Consider the following 20,063-nt stretch of genomic DNA (forward strand, 5'->3'; position numbering starts at 1 on the left):
TATAATAATCGAAGTGTAGGGAAATTGTCCATTATATTTTCACAACCACATTTTCTTCCCCGACAATTTCACGAAGTGCTCCTAAACATTCTTCACTTGGATGAATCGATAAACTTCGTGATAATTGTACCATTTTATGTTCCTTTTCATAATAAATTAGTACTTTCGCAAAACCCGAATAGTCAAACAATATTTTAGTAACCTGATTTAAAAGCTTTTTCTCATATTGAGATGGCAATTTCACGTAAACAGACGCATCTTTCTTTTCTTCATACACATCCATTTCTTCTAACGGATATAGTCCATTTACAATCCATTGCAGCTTATGATTTCTAAGCTCAATCATGCCGTCAACTAAAACAATTGCTCCTTCTTGTAACTTATCTGAGAAATGTATATACGTTTCGGGGAAAAGAACTGCTTCCATTTCATCATTTTGATCACAAAATGTAATAAATGCCATCTTTTGCAACTTTTTCGTACGAATCACTCTCACGCTTGTTATGTACACGATAGCTCTTTGTACTTTTTTCTTATGTCGCATCGCCTGAGCGAGAGTTGGAATTTCTAATTCTTTCGCTAACTTCACATACTGCGCTGTCGGATAGCTTGATAAATAAAAACCTAGTACTTCCTTCTCTTTATTTAACTGTTCAATAAAAGAGAGCTCTTCTCCTTGTACGTATTTTGATTTCGGAACAGCATCTCCTAAATCACGTGCAAGATTGGCATACTCTAACGCTCCTTTAAGACTTTTCCATAAATTCGTTCTCGAAACACCGAAATCGTCAAAACACCCAGACCAGACGAACGCCTCTAAATTTCGCTCTGTTACAAACTTTGATGGCATGCGCAGACAAAATTCAAATAAATCTTCAAACATTTTTTTCTCTCGTTCTTCGATTAATGCTGTCACTGTAGCCATTCCGATGTTTCGAATGGAAAGTAAGCTGTAACGTATTGCATTTCCTTCTATTTGGAAATTGTAACCACTTCTCTGAAGAGACGGCGGCAAAACATGAAAACCTTTTCGCTTCGTTTCGCGTATATACTGCACAATCTTATCTTCATTTCCAATTGCACTCGATAATAGTGCCGTCATAAATTCCAGCGTATAATTCGCTTTTAAGTAAGCAAGCTGATATCCAATCATACTGTAGGCTACAGCGTGACTTCGGTTAAAGCCGTAATTTGCAAATCTTACAATTAAATCATAAATTTTCTCTGCAGATGTCTCGTCATAACCATTTTGTAAACACCCTTGCACAAAATGCTTACGTTCCTGATCTAAAATATCACGATTTTTTTTACTCACTGCACGGCGTAATAAATCGGCTTCTCCGAGCGAGAAGCCCGCCAACTTCGACGCGATTTGCATAATTTGTTCTTGGTATACAATTACACCGTATGTTCTTTCTAAAATCGGCTTTAAGTCCGGATGTAAATATTCAATTTGTCTTTTTCCGTGTTTTGATTCAATAAAGGTTGGAATTTGTTCCATCGGTCCTGGTCTATATAACGAGTTAACAGCAACAATATCTTCAAATTCATTCGGCTTTAACCCGCGAAGCACATTTCGCATACCACCTGATTCAAGCTGGAATACACCTGTTGTATCCCCTCTACCTAACAATTGGAATGTCTTTTCATCTTGAAGTGGTAAATTTCTTATATCGATTTCTTTTCCTGTTTTTTGCACGATAAACTTTATAATATTTTCAAGTAACGTTAAATTACGTAATCCTAAAAAGTCCATCTTGAGCAACCCAAGTTCTTCTAATGCATCAGCTGGGTATTGCGTAACATACACATCGTTATGCCCTTCTTGAATTGCAACACTTCCGGTTAATGGCTCTTGGCTCATAATAACGCCAGCTGCATGAATAGACGTATGACGCGGTAAGCCTTCTACACGTTTTGCAATTTCAAACACACGTTCATGCAGAAGATTCCCTTGTATAAATTCACGGAGTGATTGCGATTCCTCATATGCATCTTTTAACGTTATACCAAGCTTTGATGGGATAAGTTTTGAGAATATGTCGATATCTCGCGGCGGAAGACCCATTACACGCGCAATATCTCTAATTGCCGCTTTCGCTGCAAGCGTCCCAAACGTTACAATTTGCGCAACACGAAGCTGACCATATTTATCCTTCACATATCGAATCATCTCATCACGTCTTATATCCGGAAAATCAATATCAATATCTGGAAGTGTCACACGCTCTGGGTTTAAAAACCTTTCAAATAATAGATCGTATTCAATTGGATCAATATCTGTAATTTCTAATACGTAAGAAACGAGTGAGCCAGCCGCTGATCCACGACCTGGTCCTGTTAAAATATGATTTTCATGCGCGTACTTCATAAAATCCCAGACAATGAGGAAATAATCACTAAACCCCATGCTAGAAATCACGTTTAATTCATGATTCAAACGCTTTATATGTACTTCTTTCGGCGTACCATAACGTTTTTGTAATCCTTCTTCACAAACGCGGCGCAAATACATATCATTCGTCTCGTTAGATGGAACAGGGAATTTCGGTAATTGATTTACATGAAACGGTATTTCTACTCTACAACGTTCTGCAATTTCTACTGTGTTATAAATCGCTTCTTCTACGTGAGAAAATAGGGCTTCCATTTCATCTGATGATTTTAAATAATATTGATCTGTTTTCAGCCTCGGCCTATCAGGATCCGTCATTTTCGTTCCACTTTCAACAGATAATAAACATTCATGAACAAGTGCGTCACTTTGATTGATGTAGCGTACATCGTTCGTCGCTACAACCGGAATATTTATCCTATTCATAAATGCAGGTAATTTTTCTTGCAGAAGCAGTTCATCTTGAATCGCATGATGCTGTAAACTCATATAAAAACTGCCGAACATATTTTGATACATACGAGCTACTTCTTCAGCTTGACTCTCTTTGTCTTCTAATAATAATTGTTCGATTTCCCCATCTTTACCTGGTGAAATAGCAATTAATCCTTTCGCATAATGTGCAAGCCATTTCTTAGGAATACCTTCTTTTGACTTCGTCATAATGCTACTAGAAATCTTTAATAAATTTTGATAACCTATTTCATTTTCAGCAAGTAAGACAAGCGGATAAGACTTTTCTTCTTCTTCACTAAAAATAGAAGCTGTTAAGCCGATGATAGGCTGTATACCATGTTTCTTACATGCTTTATAAAACGGAATAACGCCATACATAACATTTTCATCCGTAATAGCTAGCGATGAATAACCGAGCTCTTTCGCCCTAACTACAAGTTCATCAATTTTACAAGCACTTTTTAATAAACTAAAAACGGTTTGACATTGTAAATGCACAAACTTCACTGTTGTACCCTCTCTTTACCTATTTGACTACTTTTATTATAGGTGAAGAGGAAAGAGGAAATCAAAACATACTTCTTATACTTTGTCCATATATATGAAGAAGAAAGGGGAATGACGATGGATGTAAGAGAACACACTTTTTTCTCTCTGCTTATTATTAGTTACTTTATTGCCTTTGGGGTTATACTTGGTGGTTCATTAATTGGTGGATTTGGTGCATTTCTTATCGGAAAACCAACTCTCACTTACATTAATCAATTCGCCCAAAATTTAAGAATTTGGGCACTCGTTGCAGCGATCGGCGGAACATTTGATACTTTTTATAGTTTTGAAAGAAGTTTCTTTGGCGGGGATATGAAAGATATCGTAAAACAAATTCTCCTTATTTTTTTCGCAACAGGTGGTATGCAAACTGGTCTTATTATTATTAAATGGCTAACGCAGGAGCATGTATGAGAGTACCAAGTGCCAATACAGCAAAAAGATGGTATTTAGTTTTAGCTGGTGCTGCTGTTGGGGGCGTGTTGAGCTGGTTTATTTTTTTGTACATATACGGTGTTTTTCAAGAAGAACAAGCTAGTAAAATAGCAGAACAAAGAGAAATTATAGAAAAACAAGAAGCAAAACTCCACGTCCTTCTCGAAGATCAAGAAAAATTAAATACTGAAAATAAACGGCTCTTAACCATTCAAGAGATTAAAATAAAACTTATAAATCGAGAAAAATACGATTTAGACAACCTTACAATTGAAAACATGACTACTTCTATCCATAATGACCTCCAGCATCTTTTAACGAAAAACATACAAAGTATCGCAAAAAATAAAGACCTACTCAAAAAGGTAATCGAAAACAAGACGTACAAACATTACGATCGGCTATACCGTTTTAAAGTCGATACAATATCTTTCGATACCGTGCTTGAAATTAGCATTACGATAGAGAAAGAAAAATAAAGAAGGAGGGGTTTAGCGCCACTCCTTCTTTTCGTTCTAACATATAATTTCTTATTTACAAATCTCACGTAAATCAGCAAATAGACGATCCGCTTCTTCCCAAGAAGATGCTTTTGCACCAGAAGCCATCGGATGTCCTCCGCCGTTATATTGCATTGCTAATTTATTTATAACTGGTCCTTTTGAACGAAGGCGAACACGAATCACATCGTCTTCCTCTAAAAATAGAACCCATGCCTTTAATCCATCAATATTACCAAGTGCTCCAACAACGCCGGATGCCTCAGAAGGAAGTACATCAAATTCTTCTAATACTTCTTTCGTTAATTTAATGTAAGCTGCTCCTTCTTCTACCATCGTAAAGTTTTGTAAAATATAACCGTTTAAACGAGCGATTTTTTCTTTTGTCTTATACATTTCATTGTATAAATCTGTGAATTTCACACCCATGTCAACAAGCTCACTTACGTAACGAAGTGTTTTTGCTGTTGTATTCGGGAATAAGAAACGACCTGTATCCCCAACAATACCCGCTAAAATAAGACGAGCTGCTTCTTTTGTTATTTTTAATCCTTTATCTTTTCCATAATTATAAAACTCATAAATCATTTCACTTGTAGAACTTGCTGTCGTATCTACCCACGTAATGTCTCCGTATGGATCTTCATTTGGATGATGATCAATTTTGATTAACATCTTCCCTTTTGTATAGCGTTGATCGTCAACACGTTCTTGGTTTGCTGTATCACAAACGATAACGAGCGCATTTTCGTATACACTATCTTCAATATCATCCATTACTCGTAAATATGCTAATGACGGTTCATTGTACCCAACCGTATAAATATTTTTCTCTGGAAACGATTCTTGTAGAATTGTACTAAGACCGCCCTGTGAACCTAACGCATCTGGATCCGGACGCACATGACGATGAATAATAATTGTATCAAACTCTTTAATTGCTCCTAAAATTTGCTCATGCATATGTATAATCTCCTTTTTATTCAACTTCTTCACTTTAACGTGCAGTAAAAGCCCAATGAATGTGGGCTAATCATTAGCACGGACACATCCCCACACTAATGAAAGTCTCACTTTATCCTCCATTATAACGGAAAGTATTTCATACATGCGAACAATTGCTTTATAATAAAAATTAGAAAGTTTAGATATTTCTTTTTTCTCTACTATTTTTTCATAAAGCGATGGGAGTGTGCATGATGCCAGTATTAGTCTTCTGTATTATCGTCTCATTTATGTTGTACCTCTTCTACAAAACAAAATACTTTCGTACAAACCGCCCAATGGAGAAAGGTTGGCTCTCAGGAAAATCCGCAATGGCACTCGGTTCATTCGTCTTATTCTTCGGGATAAACCAATTCTTTTTAGAACTTTCAACCGCTCGTATTATCGTTGGTATCTTATTCGTTCTATTTGGCAGTGCAAGTGTATTTAATGGATTTCGCCAATACAAACATTTCTTACCATTAGCAGTTGAAGAAGCCGAAGTCTATGAAGCAACGTAAAAAAGCATCAACATTGTGATGCTTTTTTACGTCCTCTAACTTTCAAAATCATATATGCGACAAACGCAGAAGGAATATTGAATGGATTGCCTTGCACATGGAGATGTAACTGTTCTTCCCCAAAAGACATTTTTTCATATAGCTCTCGCTGAGATAATCCTGTTTTTTTCTTTTTTTCATGTAAACCTTGTAAGTATAAATATTGAATCGGTATCATCACAAGGAAGTAAAATAGTGCGATACTACCAAAAAAGAGTACTGTCGATGACATCATGCATACCACCTTTCAGAAATCCATTTTCTTACAATTAAATTATAACATAGTCTAGAATCCAAATGAATTAATATTCTGTTTTTTTATCAGACAATTGTCTTACTGTATAACTCCTCTTCCGCATACTGAATATATCGGCGAATGAAATAATCAGGATTCTTTTTAATAGGTTCAATATCAAGTCTTAATGGTATTTTCCCTGCCATATAAAAGATTCTTAAAGCAGTTCCAAGTCGAATGGCTACTTCCGAAATATTTCCCCCATATCCCATCATGAAGTTCCCCCATGCCTCTTCTAACTGTCCAGAAGCAATTAAATGCAATCTAGGAACACCAATATCAAACTCTTTATACCCAAATCCACATTCATCAAAATCGAGTAAATACCAATCCTCTTTGTCTACAAGAATATTTCCAAAATGCATATCTCCGTGAACAAATTGTTTTTCTCCCAATTGAATTGAGTTTGTAAGTTCTTGTATTCTTTCTGCAATTCTCAAGCATTTATTTTTATCCTCATAAGATAAAAAAGAAGCATGTAATAAACATTGTAAAGGCTCATGAATCATCTTTTTCTCGCTATATATAGGTCTTTCATAACCCCTCCAAGTTTGCGGCACACTTTTAAGTACTCCATTTGCTTTTTCATGAAACATTCGCATGAGTGATCCAAGTTTTTCATAATCTTTATCCTTTGGTTCTATAATTTCACTTCCATTTATAAACCTAAAGACAACAAAATACTGGATACTTCCCTCATCTTTCATAACAGGTGTGATCCAGTCACCATCTTTATTTACAACTACTTCTGGTACTAACATTTGTTTTTGTATCGCTATTAACCAATGTATTTCAGCTTCTATTTGCTCGGCTGTATAACGTCCTTCTCTATACTGCCTAACTACAAATTTATTTTTGTCCGATTCGAACATATATGTTTGATTTTCTCCCCCATGCAACAATGAAACTTTCATAAGACTATTTAAATTATATTGCTTACATAACTGCTCTTTAATGTGAAAATCCATTCTTCTCCCCCCTAGTACATATAGTGCAGCATAGTTTCCCTTTAATAATTAGTAGTGTAAGCTTTTCTATCGACTAACAACCAATTCTCTAACCTGATATAGATTAGCTAAAGTCTCCAACATATACTGCTATTTTTGCACTTCACTACCCAAACTCTTACGCAGCTTAAATAACAGCTTCAAAATCCAATAAAACAAAATAAAGTTAAAGAAAAAGCCTAATGGATTAAAAGATATTTCCCATCCACCATAATAAACAAATGTTCCAGCTGGTACACCAAAGTATAGAAAATCGCCCTTATTTTCTCCGGCTGTAGAGATAAAGGAACAAACAATAGCGAAAATCAAACTTACTACATACAATTTCTTTTTCTTTATATCCATTCTTCGATGTGTTAACACATGAAAAGTTATTGCAAATACTACCCCTAAAAAGAAAATTATTACTCCCATTCGACACCTCCACAATTATTGTTCAAGCATCTTCAAATGATTGCACGCTTCTATTTATAAATATGAAACAGAACGTAATTTACCTTTTTCTTTTGCAATTCAAAACATAATAGATTCAGTTGATAACTAAATTTTAAAAAGCTCTACTATACCTTCTTAAAAAAAATGGAACAAACCAAAGCGGCTTGCTCCATCTTTTTATTTATCGATCAATTGCACCATAAGTAATGCTTTCCCAACAACATTACCTTCATGATGTACTTCTACATCAACCTTACCAAATTTACGTCCTATTTCTAATACTTTCGGATGAACCGATACAACATTGTCAATTTGAACTGGTTTTACGAAATAAATTGTTAAGTTCTCAACAATTAAATCGCTCTTCTTTTGCGCACGAATAACGCGATTCGTTGCTTCTGTCACAATCGTTGCGAATACACCGTAAGATAGCGTTCCGATTGAATTCGTCATTTGCGGTGTCACTGAAAATTGATATAGATGCTCATTTTTCGCTTCTTTCGGCGTCATAAATTGATTCGTTACAATATCATCGATTGTTTCACCGACTTGCGGTTGACGCTGAATCATTTGCAACGCCTGAAGTACATCTTGACGGCTAATAATACCTTGCAACTTATTTCCTTCATCAACAACCGGAAGTAACTCAATACCTTCCCACACCATCATACGCGCCGCAGCTGCGACAGACATTTTTCCATTTACCGTAATCGGATGCTTTGTCATCACTTTATCAATTGGTGTTTCTTTCGCTACACCGATCATATCTTTTGAAGTTACAATACCTAACACCTTTTTATTTTCATCAACAATCGGATATCTTCCGTGCATCGTCTCTTCGTTATACGCATGCCATTGCTGCACTGTATCATCTGGCTTTAAATATAACGTTTCTTCAATTGGCGTTAAAATATCTTCAACGAGTACAATTTCTTTCTTAATAAGCTGATCGTAAATCGCACGGTTAATTAACGTTGCAACTGTAAATGTATCGTAACTACTTGAAATAATCGGCAGTTTTAATTCATCTGCTAATTTCTTCACATGATCTTCCGTATCAAATCCGCCCGTAATTAACACCGCAGCTCCGGTTTCTAACGCTAATTGATGTGCGTTCGTACGATTACCGACAATAAGTAAGTTTCCAGCTTCTGTATAGCGCATCATCGCTTCTAATTTCATTGCTCCGATTACGAATTTATTTAACGTTTTATGTAGTCCTTCTCTGCCTCCAAGTACTTGACCATCGACAATGTTAACGACTTCTGCATATGTCAGCTTTTCAATATTTTCTTTCTTCTTTTGTTCAATTCGAATTGTTCCGACACGTTCAATCGTACTAACATACCCTTTATTTTCTGCATCTTTAATTGCACGATAAGCTGTACCTTCACTTACACTCAAATCTTTTGCAATTTGCCTTACAGAAATTTTATGCCCTACTGGCAGGCTATTAATATGTTCTAAAATTTGGTTATGCTTGGTAGCCAAATGGTTTCACCATACTTTCTTTTCCCTAAATTCTTCATGTGTTGTATTTTCAGTATACTATATTTTCAAAACTGTTACACTCTCTCTTTGTATATCTGTACTATTTTTTTTATAACAAAATACACCTTACATTACACCACTTCTTCTATTACAACAATGTAATGGTATTGTCATCTCGTTCGATAGTTTGTCCAGCCACTTCCATATACAATGAAGACAAGAAATGAAACAAAGGAGCGGATATATGATGAAAAAATTATTAGAAGTTGTAGGTGCTGTATTGTTAGCTTTCGTAGACGGAAAAAAAGTTGCAATGGAATTGAATGAAACACCTGAACAGCCACTTCCAAAAAGAAAAGAATCATCAAAACAAGTACAACCTTTACAAGCTGTCCTACACACGTAAAAAACCCTTCACTTGTCTTTTCAAATGAAGGGTTTCTTTTCTATAGTGTAATACTTTCTCCAGCTTCTAATACTTTCCCTGTACAATTTTGTAGCTTTTCTACAAATTGATATGGATCTTGTTCAATAACCGGGAACGTATTGTAATGCATCGGTACAACAGTTTTCGCCTGAACCCATTTTGCTGCTAAAACAGCATCTTCTGGTCCCATTGTGAAATTATCACCAATTGGTAAAAATGCTACATCAATGTTATTTAATTCCCCAATTAATTTCATATCAGAGAATAGAGCAGTATCCCCTGCATGGTACAAAGTCTTCTCTTCTGCTGTAAATAAAATACCCGCTGGCATACCTGTATATGTAATCGTCTTATTTTCTTCATCAATATAACTAGAACCGTGGAATGCTTGTGTAAACTTCACTTTTCCGAAGTCAAATTCATGTGAACCACCAATATGCATCGGATGTGTTTTTACACCTTGCCAACTTAAGAATGTCGCTAGTTCAAACGGTGCCACTACAACTGCATCATTTTTCTTCGCAAGTTCTACTGTATCTCCAACATGATCACCATGACCGTGTGATAAAAGAATCGCATCTACTTTTACATCTTCAGCCTTTAAATCTGTTTTTGGATTTCCTGTTAAAAACGGATCAATTAAAATTACTTTTCCATTCGTTTCAATCTTTACAACTGAATGCCCGTGATAAGATACTTTCATTATTACATTCCTCCCCTTATTACATTCTCACTTTTTATTCTACATGATTTTTCAATTCCCTGTCTTTTCTAACATCGATTTACTTGTCATAACGCTTTCTTCCGAGTTAAAGTTATATTTGTAATTAAATATCTCGGGGGTGCCAATCGATGAATGCTAGATTAGAAAATTTAATGCAATGGCTAAAAGAAAAAAACGTTGAAGCTGCGTTCTTAACTTCTACACCGAACGTCTTCTACATGACAAACTTCCACTGTGAACCACACGAAAGACTTCTTGGTATGTTTGTATTCCAAGAAAAAGAACCTATTTTAATTTGCCCTAAAATGGAAGAAGGCCAAGCACGTAACGCTGGCTGGGCACATGAAATTATCGGATTTACTGATACTGACAGACCATGGGATATGATTGCAAAAGCAATTAAAGACCGCGGTATCAATGCAAATGCAGTTGCAATTGAAAAAGAACATTTAAACGTAGAGCGTTACGAAGAATTAACAAAATTATTCCCAAATGCAGCTTTCACGTCAGCTGAGGAAAAAGTTCGTGAACTTCGTTTAATTAAAGACGAAAAAGAACTTTCTATTTTACGCGAAGCAGCTAAAATGGCAGACTATGCTGTTGAGGTTGGTGTAAATGCAATTAAAGAAGATCGTAGCGAACTAGAAGTATTAGCAATTATTGAACACGAATTAAAAACAAAAGGCATACATAAAATGTCATTTGATACGATGGTATTAGCAGGTGCAAACTCTGCTCTTCCACACGGTATTCCAGGTGCAAACAAAATGAAACGCGGCGATTTCGTACTATTTGATTTAGGCGTAATCATTGACGGCTATTGCTCTGACATTACACGTACAGTGGCATTTGGCGACATTTCTGAAGAACAAACTCGTATTTACAACACTGTACTTGCTGGACAACTACAAGCAGTTGAAGCATGTAAACCAGGTGTTACACTTGGTGCAATCGACAACGCTGCTCGTTCTGTTATCGCAGATGCAGGTTACGGCGACTTCTTCCCGCACCGCCTTGGTCACGGACTAGGAATTAGCGTACACGAATATCCAGATGTAAAAGCTGGTAACGAATCTCCATTAAAAGAAGGTATGGTCTTCACAATCGAGCCAGGTATTTACGTACCAAACGTAGGTGGCGTTCGTATTGAAGATGATATTTATATCACAAAAGACGGATCAGAAATTTTAACGAAATTCCCGAAAGAATTACAATTTGTAAAATAATAAAAAAGGCAGCGTGAGTGCTGCCTTTTTCTATTTCCGCTTTAACACCATCTTCTCTTCATACTTATCATCCCATTTAATCACAATCTCTATCGGTTCATCTTTAGATAGAGGCGCACAACTTACACAAGAAGACTTCATTTCAATCTTTGCTCCTCTATGATTTTCTGACGTTTGTGTCATTGTGCTAAAGGCTCCATTAATAGCAATCTCTAAATTTTTAAATTCTGTATTTCCATCTCCGCCCTTATACTGAAATGTAAACATTCCATCTTCACTGTCATCCTTAATATGGCCTTTATATTGTCCCGTCCAACTTTTGCTCTCGCTAGAAAAAGTAACATACCAAATCGAGCAGCTTCCTAAAAAGAAAATACTAATGAAAAAGAATAGTGCTCTCTTCATCATGCCCCTCCATTCAAATGCACTTATTTATTGTCTATTTCTTCCTTCTATTATACTATTAAAATACAGAATTTTCTAAAATAGGAGGTTTATATGTTACAACAACAGTTAGAAGAAATTCGTAATAATAATTACATGCTGGATAACAAAGTTAACATTGATTCTTTAAGTTCCAATATGCTTGAACATATCGGTGTTACTGATAGCTATTTAAGAGACAAACTTATTTACTCTACTTTTTATCATCTCATCAAAAAGGAATACCTTTCACACACGCAATTACAGAAACTACTATTAGAAAGCATCAGTGAAAAATATTTATTGTATAAGATTCATTCGGCTGATGAAGATGCGGTATTTACGCGAGCATTTACAACATTATTAATTGCCCTCATTATTGATGCTGATACAAATCATAATTTCTTATCACGGACTGATATTTCAAATGTAAAAGATCAACTAATTCTATATATGAACAACGAACATGATTTCCGGGGATATGTGCAAGACCACGGCTGGGCACATAGTATCGCTCATGCTTCCGATACATTTGAAGCGCTTGTTCGTAGTCCTAAACTGGAAACTTTATGTTACGAAGAAATATTACAAACTTTATTAAACAAAGTCTGTGTCCATTCTATTTACTACAAATATGAAGAAGACGAGCGTCTCGTTTATCCGATTGTGGCAATGCTACAAAATGGTCTAAAGGAAGAAGTACTCCTATTAGCCCTTCATGACTTAGTAGCTCAATTACCCGTCAAAAAACAAACATTACATATTGAATCGTACGAGTACTTATACGGAAATGTAAAATCTTTCTTACGTAGTTTGTTTTTCCGACTACGCACACTGTCTATATGTGAAGAAACCGAATGCAAAATTGAAAAATTGCTCCAAGAACTTCCAAAATATTATTAAAAAAAGAAGGCCACTTAAAAAGTGCCTTCTTCTATTTCACTAATATTTAATTGAAATTTCACGATCCAAACTGAGAAAAGGTGGACAAGAAGCGCAAACGCCATACATGCTCCGCTTAAAAAAGTTAGTATAGGATGCGAATACACGTGCCCTAATCCATAAGATATCGCCACGAAAAACATTGTTATGTAAATATAAATTGCTCCATGTATTTGCCTCATATAAACCTCCTTTTCATATAGTATAACATAAATTTTCTGATTATTCACATTAATAGACTGTAATTAATATTTCTCAACTGTTACACCTCTAACAGCCACTTTAATATATGGCGCTCCTTGTAAACTTTGTAAATCCTCTGTTTTACCTGTTACAATTACACCTTATATTGGTAGGTCTTTTGGTTTTCTGTTTTTTATTTCTTTATAGTCTGTCCTAAAAGATTCTTAATATCCCACTTTTATTTTCACTTAAAGATATCCAAATACAGCTTTTCTACATTTTTATCATAATAAAAAGCACATCTATTTTGATGCGCCCTTCACATATACTTTAGTAACATATAAATCACTTTTTTGAAATAAAGACTCTCACTCATCTCTCTCCATACTATCGTTATGACTTAGTTTCCATAATAATTGAACGAGGATAAAACCCCAGCTTTTCATAAAACGATACAGCTTCATTTCCGTACACTACTGTTAATTCAATTTCATCTATCTTCTTCGCTTTAAACCATTCCACTGCACTATTCATTAATTTCAAACCAAATCCGTTTCCTCGGTGTTTTTCATCAACGAATAAAACTTCAATCTTTCCGTTTACACTTTTGCTATATGCTATACAACATCCTAATATATTATCTGTTTCCGTCTCAACTAATAATTCAATTCTATACTCTCCGTACTTTGAATTTTGTTTATAATTTTCAATACGTTCCTCAAATGACATTCTTGGATAGTCACCAGAAAAATGTTTTGATGTATTATTATGATATTCATGCAATTTATTTAAAGGTTCTCTTATTACTTCTATTTCATCGAGAGTGATATATTTATTACTAATTCTCATCCTACAGCATCTCCAATAATGTATATTCAACCAAAAAGATGACCATTTTACGGTTACAAAATACCAATCTATTATTTCATCGCATCCTTCACAACATCTTGAATCATAACGACTTCTGTTTTCATATCAACAGAGGGTGCTTCTTCATCAATACATTCATACCAAAATTCCAAATGCTTTTTATCAATTTCATGATGAGAATTTTCGACAAGAGCCCCGCCTTCTCCTTGCACAGAATACCAATATAAGTACTCTTCTCCATCTCTTATTTCCCGGAAAATTGTCTCAACGTACATCTTTTCGTCGTTTAATGTCAAAAGCACTTCTTTCATATTGTCATTCAGAAGCTGCATCCATTCATCTACACGATGACTTTTACCAGGCTTCACTTTAAATCTCGTTAATTCCACATTCATTTTTATTCCCCCGTTTTCTTCCGTACAAATAATCTATATTCTATTGGATTATGAAAACTTAATTTGCTAGCTAATTTTCGCGAAGAAGTATTGTCTACATAACAATCCCAGCACGGTATAATATCATTTTGCATGCAATATTCAATAAACCTTGCTGCAACAGCTTGAGCTAATCCTTTCCCTTGATATGCTTTATGCGTCACAATATCAATTTCAGCAAATCCGTTTCCACTAAATATTGAAACACATTCCGCTACAATCATTCCCTCTAGTTCTATACAAAATCCAAAACCATCGTTTAAAAATGTTTCTTTTGATCCCCAATATTCTTTGTAGTACTCCTCAGTAAATTCACTGCTTCGTTCTATATATCTTCTATCAATACGCTTCACTTCATATGTATTTTTGTTACAATCTCGTTTTCTCTCTTCAAAGATTACGCTTTGAAACTTCATTCGCGGGATGTTTCGAAGTACATGACTAAAACGTTCTTCTATCATCATTTCCCACTCGTCACTCGAAGAGAACAATGTAAATCTCTTCTCTGTTTTTTCAATAGCCTTTTTTATAAAAGAAAATAAATCTTCGTTGTAATTTTGATCATCAGTATGACCAAATAAATAATAAATGCCATTCGCTGTACGAATTAGTCCTGCTGTTAACTTCTCGTTTACAAAAACATCACCATCTATCACTTGATCACATACCGCATAAGCAAACGTCGTCGTTTTTGTATGGCTTTCTAAAATTGGAAGGATTTTTCTATACTCGGCTACGGATAATTTTTTCATAATTGCTCCACTTTAATCGTATCCGCCTCTATATGTTCAAAACAAAGATTTACCGTTCTCTTTAATGCTCTCGTTCTATGAATCGTACATGCTGGAATTAAAATAGAATCATTCGGCTTTAATACCGCTGTTTCTCCATCTTCAAAATCAATAAGTAATTCTCCCTCTAACACAATAAATAATTCATCTGAATTAGAATGATAGTGCCAATCATATTCACCAGTAAACACAGCGATTCGTAAGCAATGACTATTTACATTTGAAACGACGAAGTTTTTATGTTGCTCTTGAATGTCTTTTGTTAGCTCCATTAAATTTATTTTTCCCATAGAATCTCTCCCCTTTACACCCTTTTATATACTTATCTTAAAATTAGCATAAGAGGTATTTTACTAACAAGAAAAAAATCCCATATTCTGAAATCAAAAAAGATCCCTAATCTTTCCTAACTATAAGAAAAATTAAAGATCTTTTTTTATTTTATCGGAAATGTACTATCTCCAGCAGAAAGTACACCTTTCGTATAACCTTTTGCAAAATCAGGCAATCCAATAATAAGTACTGCGGTTACAATTCCAATACCAATACCTCTTAGTTTCGGATTATTCTTCTTTTTACCTAAAATCATTGTAATAATTCCTACTATAAGGGGTCACCATATCATTTCGGGAAAATTGTACGTTTAGATACAATCCAAGTGTTTTCTGTACGTTAAGAAATATTTGTCCAGGAAATCATCATTTATCCAACAAACCAATATACGCAATCTATATAATCAAACTATTATTTATTAGAAAACATTTGCAATAACAACAATAGAATTATGTAATGAGTGAATCAAAAAAACAATCCAAAAAGCAGATATTGTAACTTTAACTTTTTCATTCTTTTTTTGATATACCCAATAAGCGTAATTATATAATACCCCAATTATTGCTGTAGCAACTATATAAGTAATACCCTCTGGATGACTTAATCCAAATATAATTGATGCGATTAAAATAATAAGATAATCAAAATCTTTAATAAAAGGAATACAACTTAATACCCAAAATAAAAACACCTGGTAAATTACTGTTTCATATATAGGTGCCGCAAATACACCTACTAATATCTGTATGATAGCTGGTTCTTCCTTTATCGGATGTTGTTTTAATGGTGGTAAAAATAAATCTAATGGTATTACAACTAAAAATGTCCCCAATACTATAAGCAATACAAACCAAATTACAGGTAAATTAAACATAAATTTATTTAGTTTCGCTAACATATACCTATTTCTCCTCGTTTTTATTAAGTTATACTAATTAGAAGTCAAATCTAGTTTTCTCAATATAAATTTCCATATAGGTTCTTCTCCTATCACTATAGAAGCCCTGCCTACCATCCCTGTATGCAACTCATATAATTCTTTAGTATCAATTGTCCCTTCTAATTCATATACATAGGCTTTTGAATCTTTATCCAAAATTGGATGTGCTGATAAATATGTCACTTTTCCTATTTGTTTATCCGTCTTTTTTAACTTAAATGAATATTGAATTTTATCTCCTTTTTTAATCTCTTTTATATCTTGAGCTGACAACAAAATTCTTACCCTTTTTTCATCTTCCTTTGGAATAATTGAAACTATCTCTTCACCAGATTCAATCAAATCACCTGTCTGTATGATAGAAGGAAATTGTACAATACCATCCTTTTTTGCTTTTATAATTGTCATTTCATTTTGACTTTGTAATCCATCTATTTCTTGTTTATTCACAAATATTTCCTGATCTAAAGATTCAATTCGTTGATTAACTGAAGTAATAGCATTTTCTTTATATTGATTTAAAACATCTCTTTTTTGTTCTTGTTTACCTTTCCTAATAATATCAACCTTATTTCTTTCATTTTCTAAACCTTTTTTTCTCTGTTCAATTTGCTTTTCAATACCATTTTTTTGGGAATCTAAGGACCACTCTTTATCATCCAATAATTGTTTTTGTTCTTCTAATAATTTTCCTCTCTTTTTTTGTTTATCAATAGACTCTATTTCTCTTTGAACATTGTCTTTTTCCATAATTAATCCTTGTAAAATCTGATCTTGTTCATTTGATAATTTACTATTTTCTATTACTTCTATTTCATTTTCCTTTTCATTTTGTAAAGATTGGTATCCCTGTTCATATGTTTTATACTCTTCTTTAATTTTTGTATCTACTCCATTAGAAAAAGAAAATTGATGTACTTGAATACTTTTTTTTAATTGTTCCAACATCCCTCTTTTTTCTTCTAAATATTTCACAATTTGATTCACTTGATTTTGTCTATTAGTTAATTCTTGATTCTTTAATTGAATCAAAATATCACCTTTTTTTACCTCATCCCCTGATTTAACTTTAACATTATCTACAATACCTGCTATTTCAGTTTTAGATACACTTATATCCGTTTTACCTTGTATTATTGCAGTTCCTTTACTAACAACATCAAACTTCCCAACATATGCCCAAATCATAAAACCTATTAAACTCAAAAAAAGCAAGGATAATAATACAGCAATAAACCGAGGTGGTTTTCTTTCTAATAGCTCCACACTATCTGTAAATTGATCAAAAGAATAGATTTTACTCATATTGATCACCCCTCATTGCATAAAATTGTTGTTCTATATGCTCTACATGAACTGTTTGATTCTTCCAAAGACGATAATATTCACCTTTTTTAAATAATAATTCTACATGTGAACCTTCTTCTATAATATTACCCTTTTCCATTACAAAAATTTGATTTGCATGTTCAATTGTACTTAAACGATGAGCAATCATAATTACTGTTATTCCTTGTAAACCTAATTCTTTTAACATATCTGTAATATGTTTTTCAGTTGTAGAATCTAAATTACTTGTTGCTTCATCTAAAATCAATATATCCGGTTTTTTCAATAAGGCTCTCGCAATTGCTAAACGTTGTCTTTGTCCACCTGATAAATTCGAAGCATTTTCCTCCAGAGGGGTTTCATAACGCAAAGGTAAATCACTAATAAAATCATGAACACAAGCCTGTTTACATACTTGAATAATTTCTTCTAATGAAACAGAATTGTTAAGTCCAAATCTTAAATTATCATAAATAGATCCACTAAAGAAAAAAGATTCTTGTGATACATACGCAATTCGTTCTCTCAATGCTGTTCGATTTATCTCTTTAATATGATAATCATCATAATATATTTCACCTTGTTGCGGTTCATAGTAGGACATTAATAATTTTGAAATTGTTGTTTTACCTGAACCACTTTCCCCTACAAAAGCTACTTGACTACCTGGTTCAATAGAAAAACTTATATTATTTAAAACATTCTTACGTGTTCCATAGCGAAATGTAATATTCGAACACTTAATTTTCCCAGATAAATACTTTGGAAAAACTTTATTATGTTCTTTTTCATCTTTTTCTATATCCAAATCAAATATTTCATTTAATCTTTCCCCTGCAACCAATGCAGATTGCATAGTAGGTTGAATTCCTATTAAATTTTCAATAGGGTTTAGAAAATATGCCAAAAGTGCATTATACGTAATCAATTCACCTATTGTCATATTCCCCTTTAATACTTGCATAGCACCCACCCAAAGAATAATTGTACCACCAATCAATTCAAGTCCTGTCTTAATAGAACCCTGTAAATTCAATAACATTCCTTTTTTAAATATATATCTAAGTAAATTAACAAAACGACTTTCTGTTTGATAGAACACTTCTTTTTCAGCATTATAAGATTTTACAGTTGCAATCCCATTTAAAGACTCTATTAAATACGATGTTAACTTTGCATTACTTTCCATTTCCTTACGATTAATACGTTGATATGGTTTATGAAATACAAATATAATCCCTATATAAAATGGAATTAATAATAATGTAATTCCGAATAACATTGGACTATGTGCATATAATAAAATTGCACCTAATAAAACCATTACAGTATCAATCATTAATGTAATAGTTACATTTGATAAAGCATCACGTATTTTACCAGCATCCATAAACCTTGAAATAATTTCACCTACTTTTCTGGTTTCAAAAAAATTCATAGGTAAATTAATTACATGACGATAATATTCAAGTACTAATTGAACATCAATCCTTCGACTCAAATATAAAATTAAATGTGTTCTAAAATAAGAAAGTAAAACTTTAAAAATATACAAAACAATAACTCCAACAGAAATAATATGAAGTGACTGTATTAACTGATTAACTACAATATCATCTATTAAAAATTTAAAATAAAACGCTCCCAATAATCCGAATAAATTTAAGAAAATGGATGCTAAAAATATAGGAAAAAGCAAAGATTTTTGTGTTTTTAGTAATACTAAAAAACGTGATAATGTTCCTACATCCTTATTTCCCGTTTGAAAATTTTGACTAGGAACTAATAATACTAATATTCCAGTCCAAATTTTGCAAAAATCATCTCTCGAATATACCACTAACCCTTCAGCCGGATCAGCTACATATATTTTTTGCTTTTTTATTTTATAAACCACTACATAATGAAGTAATCCTCCTGGCATAACAACATGTGCAATTGCAGGTAAAGGAATTTCATTTAAAGCCTCTGAATCAGTTGCTTTAACACCTTTTACCTCAAAACCTAATTTTTCACCAGATTCAATTAATCCTTGTACATTTGTCCCTTCTAAATCTGTTCCAGCAATTTCTCTAATTTTTGATATAGCTACAGAAAGACCATAATAACGAGAAACCATTGAAAGACAAGCTGGCCCACAATCTTTTAAATCCTGTTGTTTGACACAAATAAATTTTCTTTTCAAGTTATATCCTACCCTCTTATTCCTATGTAAAATTTAATAAGTAAATTATATAATTATAAATTTCAAATTTTAAAAAATATGTAAAATTGCATATTAAAATATGTATATTACAATATATAATCAATATTGTTATTAATTTCAAAAATTAA

General features: G+C 33.4%; 23 protein-coding genes and 1 pseudogene. 6 read left to right on the top strand and 18 right to left on the bottom strand.

The annotated features are described in order from the left end of the window. Positions 1–31: 31 nt before the first annotated feature. On the bottom strand, positions 32–3,358 hold the full coding sequence (gene dnaE, locus NST14_RS23340; RefSeq protein WP_000673762.1) for a DNA polymerase III subunit alpha: 3,327 nt from the start codon (positions 3,356–3,358) through the stop codon (positions 32–34). Positions 3,359–3,400: 42 nt separating this feature from the next. On the opposite strand from dnaE, the gene NST14_RS23345 reads away from it, so the two are divergent. After that, positions 3,401–3,814 carry a YtrH family sporulation protein gene (locus NST14_RS23345; RefSeq protein WP_001998397.1) on the top strand — a complete coding sequence of 138 codons (414 nt, stop codon included), beginning with the start codon at positions 3,401–3,403 and terminating at the stop codon, positions 3,812–3,814. Then, entirely contained in the window at positions 3,811–4,314 is a 504-nt protein-coding gene (gene ytrI / locus NST14_RS23350) for a sporulation membrane protein YtrI (protein ID WP_001265735.1), read from the top strand. The genes NST14_RS23345 and ytrI overlap by 4 nt, the downstream gene beginning before the upstream one ends. Positions 4,315–4,365: 51 nt before the next feature. On the opposite strand, the gene NST14_RS23355 is transcribed toward ytrI, so the two are convergent. Continuing rightward, positions 4,366–5,298: a DHH family phosphoesterase gene (locus tag NST14_RS23355; protein ID WP_000545147.1), complete on the bottom strand. Its 933-nt coding sequence runs from the start codon at positions 5,296–5,298 to the stop codon at positions 4,366–4,368. 236 nt (positions 5,299–5,534) lie between these two features. Between NST14_RS23355 and NST14_RS23360 the strand changes: the two genes are divergently transcribed. After that, positions 5,535–5,840, top strand: coding sequence for a YtpI family protein (locus NST14_RS23360; RefSeq protein WP_001144765.1), 306 nt, complete (start codon positions 5,535–5,537; stop codon positions 5,838–5,840). 7 nt (positions 5,841–5,847) lie between these two features. Here NST14_RS23360 and NST14_RS23365 read toward each other — a convergent pair whose 3' ends face one another. From NST14_RS23365 to NST14_RS23380, 4 genes are all read right to left on the bottom strand, one after another. Then, positions 5,848–6,111, bottom strand: a complete 264-nt coding sequence (locus tag NST14_RS23365; protein ID WP_000099739.1) for a DUF3949 domain-containing protein — start codon at positions 6,109–6,111, stop codon at positions 5,848–5,850. A gap of 89 nt (positions 6,112–6,200) precedes the next feature. Further along, a complete protein-coding gene (locus tag NST14_RS23370) occupies positions 6,201–7,142 on the bottom strand; it encodes a phosphotransferase enzyme family protein (RefSeq protein WP_048557718.1) in 942 nt (313 codons plus the stop codon). 129 nt (positions 7,143–7,271) lie between these two features. Next, positions 7,272–7,595 (bottom strand): hypothetical protein, encoded by a 324-nt coding sequence (locus tag NST14_RS23375; protein WP_061535703.1) that lies wholly within the window; start codon positions 7,593–7,595, stop codon positions 7,272–7,274. A 198-nt stretch (positions 7,596–7,793) separates the two neighbouring features. Then, positions 7,794–9,107, bottom strand: a complete 1,314-nt coding sequence (locus NST14_RS23380) for a CBS domain-containing protein (RefSeq protein ID WP_000201583.1) — start codon at positions 9,105–9,107, stop codon at positions 7,794–7,796. A gap of 244 nt (positions 9,108–9,351) precedes the next feature. On the opposite strand from NST14_RS23380, the gene NST14_RS23385 reads away from it, so the two are divergent. Next, entirely contained in the window at positions 9,352–9,513 is a 162-nt protein-coding gene (locus tag NST14_RS23385; RefSeq protein ID WP_000976310.1) for a hypothetical protein, read from the top strand. Between the two features lie 40 nt (positions 9,514–9,553). Here NST14_RS23385 and NST14_RS23390 read toward each other — a convergent pair whose 3' ends face one another. Further along, positions 9,554–10,237 (bottom strand): metal-dependent hydrolase, encoded by a 684-nt coding sequence (locus NST14_RS23390; RefSeq protein ID WP_229143038.1) that lies wholly within the window; start codon positions 10,235–10,237, stop codon positions 9,554–9,556. A 149-nt stretch (positions 10,238–10,386) separates the two neighbouring features. Here NST14_RS23390 and pepQ point away from each other — a divergent pair, with 149 nt between their 5' ends. After that, positions 10,387–11,484 (top strand): Xaa-Pro dipeptidase, encoded by a 1,098-nt coding sequence (pepQ, locus tag NST14_RS23395; RefSeq protein WP_000994042.1) that lies wholly within the window; start codon positions 10,387–10,389, stop codon positions 11,482–11,484. A gap of 30 nt (positions 11,485–11,514) precedes the next feature. Here pepQ and NST14_RS23400 read toward each other — a convergent pair whose 3' ends face one another. Then, on the bottom strand, positions 11,515–11,892 hold the full coding sequence (locus NST14_RS23400; protein WP_073541114.1) for a hypothetical protein: 378 nt from the start codon (positions 11,890–11,892) through the stop codon (positions 11,515–11,517). A gap of 90 nt (positions 11,893–11,982) precedes the next feature. On the opposite strand from NST14_RS23400, the gene NST14_RS23405 reads away from it, so the two are divergent. Then, entirely contained in the window at positions 11,983–12,810 is an 828-nt protein-coding gene (locus tag NST14_RS23405; protein WP_000941483.1) for a DUF2785 domain-containing protein, read from the top strand. 14 nt (positions 12,811–12,824) lie between these two features. Here the strand turns inward: NST14_RS23405 and NST14_RS23410 are convergent, their stop codons facing one another. The 10 genes and pseudogenes from NST14_RS23410 to NST14_RS23455 all read right to left on the bottom strand — a co-directional run bounded on the left by NST14_RS23410 (position 12,825) and on the right by NST14_RS23455 (position 19,914). Beyond that, positions 12,825–13,031, bottom strand: coding sequence for a hypothetical protein (locus tag NST14_RS23410; protein WP_001248905.1), 207 nt, complete (start codon positions 13,029–13,031; stop codon positions 12,825–12,827). A gap of 63 nt (positions 13,032–13,094) precedes the next feature. After that, positions 13,095–13,287 (bottom strand): annotated as a pseudogene (locus NST14_RS23415) (hypothetical protein); the annotation flags it as partial. Between the two features lie 138 nt (positions 13,288–13,425). After that, positions 13,426–13,881 carry a GNAT family N-acetyltransferase gene (locus tag NST14_RS23420; protein WP_001222927.1) on the bottom strand — a complete coding sequence of 152 codons (456 nt, stop codon included), beginning with the start codon at positions 13,879–13,881 and terminating at the stop codon, positions 13,426–13,428. Between the two features lie 71 nt (positions 13,882–13,952). Continuing rightward, on the bottom strand, positions 13,953–14,297 hold the full coding sequence (locus tag NST14_RS23425) for a DUF6176 family protein (RefSeq protein ID WP_001100205.1): 345 nt from the start codon (positions 14,295–14,297) through the stop codon (positions 13,953–13,955). 2 nt (positions 14,298–14,299) lie between these two features. Beyond that, positions 14,300–15,088, bottom strand: a complete 789-nt coding sequence (locus NST14_RS23430) for a GNAT family N-acetyltransferase (protein ID WP_000736739.1) — start codon at positions 15,086–15,088, stop codon at positions 14,300–14,302. Continuing rightward, positions 15,085–15,417, bottom strand: a complete 333-nt coding sequence (locus tag NST14_RS23435; protein ID WP_000516428.1) for a cupin domain-containing protein — start codon at positions 15,415–15,417, stop codon at positions 15,085–15,087. Before NST14_RS23435 ends, NST14_RS23430 begins: the two co-directional genes overlap by 4 nt. Positions 15,418–15,563: 146 nt before the next feature. Further along, positions 15,564–15,716 (bottom strand): hypothetical protein, encoded by a 153-nt coding sequence (locus NST14_RS23440; protein WP_000600385.1) that lies wholly within the window; start codon positions 15,714–15,716, stop codon positions 15,564–15,566. A 162-nt stretch (positions 15,717–15,878) separates the two neighbouring features. After that, a complete protein-coding gene (locus tag NST14_RS23445) occupies positions 15,879–16,358 on the bottom strand; it encodes a CPBP family glutamic-type intramembrane protease (protein WP_000879945.1) in 480 nt (159 codons plus the stop codon). Positions 16,359–16,391: 33 nt separating this feature from the next. After that, positions 16,392–17,705 carry an HlyD family efflux transporter periplasmic adaptor subunit gene (locus NST14_RS23450; protein WP_000036958.1) on the bottom strand — a complete coding sequence of 438 codons (1,314 nt, stop codon included), beginning with the start codon at positions 17,703–17,705 and terminating at the stop codon, positions 16,392–16,394. Continuing rightward, the gene (locus tag NST14_RS23455; protein ID WP_000823107.1) at positions 17,698–19,914 is read right to left on the bottom strand and encodes a peptidase domain-containing ABC transporter; all 2,217 of its coding nucleotides are present in this window, start codon (positions 19,912–19,914) and stop codon (positions 17,698–17,700) included. Before NST14_RS23455 ends, NST14_RS23450 begins: the two co-directional genes overlap by 8 nt. Positions 19,915–20,063 lie beyond the last annotated feature (149 nt).

Source organism: Bacillus sp. FSL W8-0519, assembly GCF_038005585.1.
Classification (GTDB): domain Bacteria; phylum Bacillota; class Bacilli; order Bacillales; family Bacillaceae_G; genus Bacillus_A; species Bacillus_A paranthracis.

Bases quoted from the DNA above. Each gene is read 5' to 3' on its own strand.
- ytrI (WP_001265735.1), top strand. From the start codon at position 3,811: ATGAGAGTACCAAGTGCCAATACAGCAAAAAGATGGTATTTAGTTTTA.
- NST14_RS23355 (WP_000545147.1), bottom strand. From the start codon at position 5,298: ATGCATGAGCAAATTTTAGGAGCAATTAAAGAGTTTGATACAATTATT.
- NST14_RS23360 (WP_001144765.1), top strand. From the start codon at position 5,535: ATGCCAGTATTAGTCTTCTGTATTATCGTCTCATTTATGTTGTACCTC.
- NST14_RS23365 (WP_000099739.1), bottom strand. From the start codon at position 6,111: ATGTCATCGACAGTACTCTTTTTTGGTAGTATCGCACTATTTTACTTC.
- NST14_RS23370 (WP_048557718.1), bottom strand. From the start codon at position 7,142: ATGGATTTTCACATTAAAGAGCAGTTATGTAAGCAATATAATTTAAAT.
- NST14_RS23375 (WP_061535703.1), bottom strand. From the start codon at position 7,595: ATGGGAGTAATAATTTTCTTTTTAGGGGTAGTATTTGCAATAACTTTT.
- NST14_RS23385 (WP_000976310.1), top strand. From the start codon at position 9,352: ATGATGAAAAAATTATTAGAAGTTGTAGGTGCTGTATTGTTAGCTTTC.
- NST14_RS23390 (WP_229143038.1), bottom strand. From the start codon at position 10,237: ATGAAAGTATCTTATCACGGGCATTCAGTTGTAAAGATTGAAACGAAT.
- pepQ (WP_000994042.1), top strand. From the start codon at position 10,387: ATGAATGCTAGATTAGAAAATTTAATGCAATGGCTAAAAGAAAAAAAC.
- NST14_RS23400 (WP_073541114.1), bottom strand. From the start codon at position 11,892: ATGATGAAGAGAGCACTATTCTTTTTCATTAGTATTTTCTTTTTAGGA.
- NST14_RS23405 (WP_000941483.1), top strand. From the start codon at position 11,983: ATGTTACAACAACAGTTAGAAGAAATTCGTAATAATAATTACATGCTG.
- NST14_RS23410 (WP_001248905.1), bottom strand. From the start codon at position 13,031: ATGAGGCAAATACATGGAGCAATTTATATTTACATAACAATGTTTTTC.
- NST14_RS23420 (WP_001222927.1), bottom strand. From the start codon at position 13,881: ATGAGAATTAGTAATAAATATATCACTCTCGATGAAATAGAAGTAATA.
- NST14_RS23425 (WP_001100205.1), bottom strand. From the start codon at position 14,297: ATGAATGTGGAATTAACGAGATTTAAAGTGAAGCCTGGTAAAAGTCAT.
- NST14_RS23430 (WP_000736739.1), bottom strand. From the start codon at position 15,088: ATGAAAAAATTATCCGTAGCCGAGTATAGAAAAATCCTTCCAATTTTA.
- NST14_RS23435 (WP_000516428.1), bottom strand. From the start codon at position 15,417: ATGGGAAAAATAAATTTAATGGAGCTAACAAAAGACATTCAAGAGCAA.
- NST14_RS23440 (WP_000600385.1), bottom strand. From the start codon at position 15,716: ATGATTTTAGGTAAAAAGAAGAATAATCCGAAACTAAGAGGTATTGGT.
- NST14_RS23445 (WP_000879945.1), bottom strand. From the start codon at position 16,358: ATGTTAGCGAAACTAAATAAATTTATGTTTAATTTACCTGTAATTTGG.
- NST14_RS23450 (WP_000036958.1), bottom strand. From the start codon at position 17,705: ATGAGTAAAATCTATTCTTTTGATCAATTTACAGATAGTGTGGAGCTA.